This window comes from Streptomyces sp. NPDC006265 (genome assembly GCF_040613555.1).
In the GTDB taxonomy this organism is placed as follows: Bacteria; Actinomycetota; Actinomycetes; order Streptomycetales; family Streptomycetaceae; genus Streptomyces.
Genome location: NZ_JBEXSH010000600.1, coordinates 1 through 5,651, shown reverse-complemented (window position 1 = coordinate 5,651; position 5,651 = coordinate 1). Strand labels below are relative to the sequence as shown.

Here is a 5,651-nt window from a genome sequence, read left to right as displayed (position 1 = left end):
TGCCGGTCCTCGCGCGGCTGCGCGTGCCTGGTGCCGCCTTCGTGGGTGCCGGCAGACGGCTCCGCGTCCAGGCGCTGGTCCTGACCCCGGCCCAGCAGCCCGCCTACGCCACTCTCGCGCTCGGCTCCGCGCTCGCGCTGCTGATGTACCCGCACGTGCTGACGGCGGGGTTCGCCGCCGACGGACCACGCACCCTGCGCAAGGTCTCGGTGGCGCTGCCCGCCTGGACGGGACTGCTCGCGCTCTTCGGCGTCCTCGGCTTCGCCGCGCTCGCGGCCGGGGTACGGGCGCCGGAGGGCGGGGCGGAGGCGGCTGTGCCGATGCTGGTCGACCGGCTGATGCCGGGCCCGCTGGCGGGGCTGGTGTTCGGCGCGATCACCGTGGGGGCGCTGGTCCCGGCGGCGGTGATGTCGATCGCGGCCGCCACCAGTTTCGTACGCAATGTGTACGTCGAGTACGTGCATCCGACGGCCACGCCCAAGCGGCAGGTCCGCATCGCCAAGGCCGTCTCACTCATCTCGAAGGCCGGGGCGGTCGCATTCGTCTTCGGGCTGCGCGACCAGGACGCGATCAACCTCCAGCTGCTCGGCGGGGTCTGGATCCTGCAGATCTTCCCGGCCGTGGCCGTCGGGCTGTTCACCGGGCGGCTGCATCCGCGGGCGCTGCTCGCGGGCTGGGGCGTGGGGATGGCGGCCGGGACGTATCTGGTCGTGCGCGAGGGGTTCTCCTCCATCGTGGGGCTGGGTTCCGGGCCGCTGGAGATCTACGCCGGTCTCGCCGCGCTCGTGCTCAACCTGATCGTCGCGGTGGCCGGCACCGCCGTACTCGAACGTCTCGGCGTCCCACGCGGCGCCGATCTGACCGACCTGCCGTCCCGCCTGACCGTCAGGCGGCGTCCGGAGACGGGAGCGAACCAGCAGTGAGACCCAGACACCCGATACCCGTGCCGGAACCCGGCGTCGAGGCACTGACGCCCGCACCGGCCGATCCGGCGGAGCTGGAGCGCGAGGCCGGACTCGCGGGGCTCTTCGAGCTGCACTACTCCTCGATGCTGCGCCTGGCCGTGCTGCTGGGCGCGGACGACCCGGAGAACGTGGTGGCCGAGGCGTACTACCAGATCTACCGGAAGTGGCGGCGGCTGAGGGACACCGAGGCGGCGGAGGCGTATCTGCGCTCCACCGTGTGCAATCTGACCCGGATGCGGATCCGCCATCTCCAGGTCGCCCGCAAGCACGTGGAGAACCCGCCCGAGGAGACCGTCGTCTCCGCCGAGAGCGCCGCGCTGCTCCGTGACGACCAGCGCGTCCTGATCGACGCGCTGCAACAGCTGCCGGCCCGGCAACGCGAGGCGCTCGTGCTGCGGCACTGGCTCGGGCTGAAGGAGGGCGAGATCGCCGCCGCGATGGGCATCTCCGCAGGTTCGGTGAAGACGCACACCGCGCGCGGCCTCGCCGCACTGACCCAGGCGATGGAGGCCCGGCGATGAACCACACCGACCCGGATCGCACGGAGCGGGAACTGACCGAGGCCCTGGCCGCACTCGCCGGCGGGGTGCACGCCGCGCCGGACGCCTATCGCACGGCACGCGGCGAGTGGCTGCGCCGCGAACGCCGCCGCCGGCTGGTCCTCGCCGTGCTCATCACCGTCGTGTTCGCACTGGCCACACTGATCGGGCTGTGGGTGCTGAACGAGGCACCGTCCCGTCCGGGGGCGATCTTCTCGGGGCTGGGGCACGACCCGGGTACGTCGCTCCCCTGAGGCGGTCGTGTACGCGGCGCGTGCGCGCGACTCCTCTGAGGCCGTTGCGTACGCGGCGCCCGCCGCACGGCTCAGGGCGGCATGCGGTAGGTCACATGCGTGACCCGGCTCGCTGCCCGCGGCGTCAGCTGCTCCAGTTCCAGCGGCGGGACGCCCTCGAACAGCCGTGTGCCGGCGCCGAGGGTGAGCGGCGCGATGTGCAGCCGCAGCTCGTGGATCAGGCCGGCGGCGAGGTACTGGTTGACGGTGGTCGCGCCGCCGAGGACGGTCGTCGCTGTCGCCGGCCGCCGTGCCCGCCTGGTCCAGGGCGGACGCGATGCCGTCGGTGACGAAGTGGTACGTGGTACCGCCGTCCATCGGCCGCGGCTCGCGCGCGTGGTGGGTGAGCACGAACACCGGCGCGTGGAACGGCGGATCGACACCCCACCAGCCGTTCCACAGCCGATCCCATGCGCCCCGTACCGGGCCGAACATGTTGCGGCCCATGATGAACGCCCCGGCTGTGTTCAGCCGGTCGATCTCGGTCCGGTTCTCGTCGGGTGTGTCGAACATCCAGGCGTGCAGCCCGGCGCCCGAGCCGTCACCGCCGTCGTCTCCGAACGGGCGCTCCTCGGTCTGGTCGAGCCCGGCCGAAAAGCCGTCGGCCGAGATCGTGATGTCGCAGATCACCCTGCCCGTCGGCGTCGTCATGGCCCTCTCCTCCGTGTGGCGCTCGGTATCGGAATCCACGGCGTCAGGTTTCGGAAACTGCGCGCATGAGCTCCCGACTTCGAGAGCTGTGCCGGCGCCACGCGGATGCGAAAGTGTGATCGCCCATATGACTCGCGGGAAGGGACCCTTCGGTATGGCCGTCATCCACCGCACCACCCTGAAGCCGACCAAGCTGGAGCTGCTCACGTCCTGGCTTCCTTCCCGCCCCTGGTACCGGGGCGGCGCCGGCGAGCCGACGTTGACGAAGGCGGGCGGCTTCCGGCTCGACGATCCGCAGGGCGAGGTGGGGATCGAGTTCATGGTGGTCACCGACTCCTCCGACCCTCAGCCGGTCGTGTATCTGGTGCCCCTCACCTATCGCGGTGCGCCGCTCGACGGGGCGGAGCACGCCCTCGTCGGCACGATGGATCACGGCGTGCTGGGGCAGCGCTGGGCCTACGACGGTTGCCACGACCCGGTGCTGGTCGCCCGGTTGACGGCCCTGATCGAGGGGCGGGCGCAGGCCCAGGACCAGATCGTCAGTGACACCCCCGCGAGAGAGGTCGTCGCCTCCTGCACCGGTGAAGGGCCCCTCCCCAGGGACTTCACCGCGACCGACGACGAGGAGGGCACCGCGCTCACCACGCCGCAGGGCACGACCCTCCGTGTGCACCGGGCTCTGCAACCGGCTCCGGACAGCCGGTTCGTCCCTCCGCAGGGAGCCGTCGGCCACGTCAGCGGCTCCTGGGAGACACCGGAGGGCACCCGCGCCGCAGGGGCGTTCGTCGTCCTGCACGGCGCCGTCCGGGCCTGGCTTCCCCGGAGTCAGCGAGTCCGTGAGCGGAACGTCCTGCGGTAGGCGTCCGGGGGCACGCCGACCGTGCGGTTGAAGTGGCGGCGCGGCATCGTGGCGGTCCCCATGCCGGTGGCCGCCGCGATGGTGTCGATACCGTCATCGGTCTTCTCCAGCCGTTCCCGGGCGTGCCGGATCCGCTGGGTCAGCAGCCATGGCAGAGGGGTCGTGCCGGTCACCGCCCTGAAGTGGCGGTCCAGGTGCCGGGAGCTCATCCCCGCCCGGCGGGCCAGGTCCTCCACGGTCAGCGGCTGGTCGAGCCGTTCGATGATCCAGGGGAACCGGGCGGCGAGCGGGTGGTCGTCCTGCTCGGGCACCGGAGCGGTGACGAACTGAGCCTGGCCGCCCGCCCGGTGCGGTGGCACGACCAGGCGGCGGGCGACGGCGTTGGCGACCGACGAGCCGAGGTCGAGACGGACGAGGTGCAGGGCACAGGTCCAGCGCGGCGGCCTTGCCCGCGGAGGTGACGAGACTTCATGCATCCACCGACGACCCGGTACCGGCCGGCTGCCGAGCGCGTCAGAAGGCCGGTGCGGACTGCTCGGCGGGCTGGTTCTGGCGCCGTGCCCCGAGTACCGCGTCCCGCAGCCGCTCCTGAGCCATCGTCAGGCAGGCGTACACCGCTCCCTGCGCCGTCGACAGACCGATCAGGTGCTGCACCGCTCTGATCTCGGGGACGGCCGGCAGGCTCCGGCCGAGCCGTCCGCGTACCTCCGGAAGTACCTCGTCGACGAGCGGCCGCAGCCGGCCCACGAAGTAGACCGACTCGGGGTCCAGCGTCACAGCGACGATGCTCACAGCGGTCACGATCGCCGTGGTGAACGCCTCGAGCACCTCGGCGCGGGGAGCCTCGGGGTGCGGCTCCAGCCAGAGATCCTCGACGCGCTCGAGCTCAAGCCCCCGCCCACGCGCGAACCGGAGAAGACCCCTGGTGCTCAGCAGCGCGTCGAGGATCTCGTTCCCGGCGCCGGAGGACAGCACGCCGATGTCGCCGAAGTTGGGCGTTTCCCCTCGGGCGAGCTCGTGATCCGTGCAACTGGCGAAGTTCAGTATGGTGCTGACGCTGAAGAGCGCGGCGTTGGTGATGGTGGCGTCGTTCGTGAGGATCCCGAGCAGGGCCGCGTTGGCATCGCTGTCGAGAACCACGGGGGCGTCGACCAGGTCCTCGATGGCCCGGTGGAGGTCGGAGCCCTCGAAGATCTTCATCGACTCCGCGGGGCCGAAGATCTCCGTACCGCCCCGGACCCGGCCGGGCACCGCGGCGACGATCTGCCGCAGCGGGCCCTGCGCGGATTCGGCGGCCTGCGCGATCAGGTCGACCAGCCAGCGTGCGGCGTCCTCGACCTCTTGGTGTTCGGCGGTGGCGACGGCCAGGTGGTGCACCTCGCGGCCCCTGAGGTCGGTCACCAGCACACCGGTGGTCTGTGCACCGAAGCTGATACCGACCACGTGCCCGGTCGTGCCGGGCAGGTCGAGATAGGTGGAGCGGCGACCACGGCCGGTGACCTCGTCCGTCCCGCCGTCGACGACGAAGCCGTCGGCCCGGAGTTCCTCCACCGCGCGGGACACCGTGGCCTTGCTCAAACCCGTCAGCTCGATGAGCTGGTTCCGGGTGAGGGGCGCGTGGGAGAGGACCACGTCGAGGACCGACGCCTTGTTGTAGTCGCGAGGGGTTGGGTTAGAGGTCACGTGATGACCATAGCGAGCCCGGTACGCCGATCCTGCCGGGACCGGCCTGGGGGTGATGATCCTGGGTTTCGGCGGGGCGATGGCAGGTTGCTCGCGCCCGCCTGCCGTCGTCGCCTGGACGTGCTGAAGGGTGCCCTCGAGGCCCTCTCCGTCGTCTTCTGCTGGGCCGGACGGTTCTCGGCTCATCTGTCATGCACTCCGAAGGGTCCCCAAAGCACTCCCAGCAGAACCGCCGCAGCGCGGCGCGGGCCAGGAGGCTGGGGGTCGATGACCGACTGACTGTCGGCAGCGAGCATCGATCAGGCGGTGGACCCCTGTGCGGTCAGCCGCCGCGACGCGATGACGTCACCGGGTTGATCACCCCTGCATACAGGGCGACTTGACCGCATACCGGCGAATACCACTCGCGATCAGCGCCTTTCCGTCCATGTCCGACGCTACGCAGGGGCATCTCTTCCACACAAGACGCCGGTCGCCCGCCCATTCGACGTCTAGCTAGTAGATTGTCGCTGCTAAGTGTGGCTGTGATTGGTGGAGTTGACGGTCGGGCAGCCTCCCCTCGTCGCTTCACTTCGGCCGGGCGGGGGTGCCATGTCGTCGCAGAAGAAGTATCCGGTTGCCTTGAGTGCTGAGGATCGTCAGGCGTTGGTGCGGGTGACCA

4 protein-coding genes and 3 pseudogenes are annotated in these 5,651 nt (G+C 71.0%); 4 read left to right on the top strand and 3 right to left on the bottom strand.

Annotation, left to right across the window (positions count from 1 at the left end; translation table 11 throughout):
- The 3 genes and pseudogenes from ABZ281_RS35065 to ABZ281_RS35055 all read left to right on the top strand — a co-directional run.
- Window positions 1-923, top strand: a pseudogene (locus ABZ281_RS35065) (sodium:solute symporter); the annotation flags it as partial.
- A gap of 14 nt (window positions 924-937) precedes the next feature.
- Entirely contained in the window at window positions 938-1,486 is a 549-nt protein-coding gene (locus ABZ281_RS35060; protein WP_356662114.1) for a SigE family RNA polymerase sigma factor, read from the top strand.
- Window positions 1,483-1,758 carry a hypothetical protein gene (locus tag ABZ281_RS35055; RefSeq protein WP_356662113.1) on the top strand — a complete coding sequence of 92 codons (276 nt, stop codon included), beginning with the start codon at window positions 1,483-1,485 and terminating at the stop codon, window positions 1,756-1,758. The genes ABZ281_RS35060 and ABZ281_RS35055 overlap by 4 nt, the downstream gene beginning before the upstream one ends.
- Before the next feature lie 71 nt (window positions 1,759-1,829).
- Here ABZ281_RS35055 and ABZ281_RS35050 read toward each other — a convergent pair.
- Window positions 1,830-2,448, bottom strand: a pseudogene (locus tag ABZ281_RS35050) (dihydrofolate reductase family protein).
- A 154-nt stretch (window positions 2,449-2,602) separates the two neighbouring features.
- Between ABZ281_RS35050 and ABZ281_RS35045 the strand changes: the two are divergent.
- Window positions 2,603-3,307, top strand: a complete 705-nt coding sequence (locus ABZ281_RS35045; protein WP_356662112.1) for a 1,4-alpha-glucan branching protein — start codon at window positions 2,603-2,605, stop codon at window positions 3,305-3,307.
- Here ABZ281_RS35045 and ABZ281_RS35040 read toward each other — a convergent pair.
- Window positions 3,274-3,775 (bottom strand): annotated as a pseudogene (locus tag ABZ281_RS35040) (helix-turn-helix domain-containing protein); the annotation flags it as partial. The gene ABZ281_RS35045 and the pseudogene ABZ281_RS35040 sit on opposite strands and share 34 nt — an antisense overlap.
- Window positions 3,776-3,820: 45 nt before the next feature.
- Window positions 3,821-4,990, bottom strand: a complete 1,170-nt coding sequence (locus ABZ281_RS35035) for an ROK family transcriptional regulator (RefSeq protein WP_356662111.1) — start codon at window positions 4,988-4,990, stop codon at window positions 3,821-3,823.
- Between the last annotated feature and the right edge of the window lie 661 nt (window positions 4,991-5,651).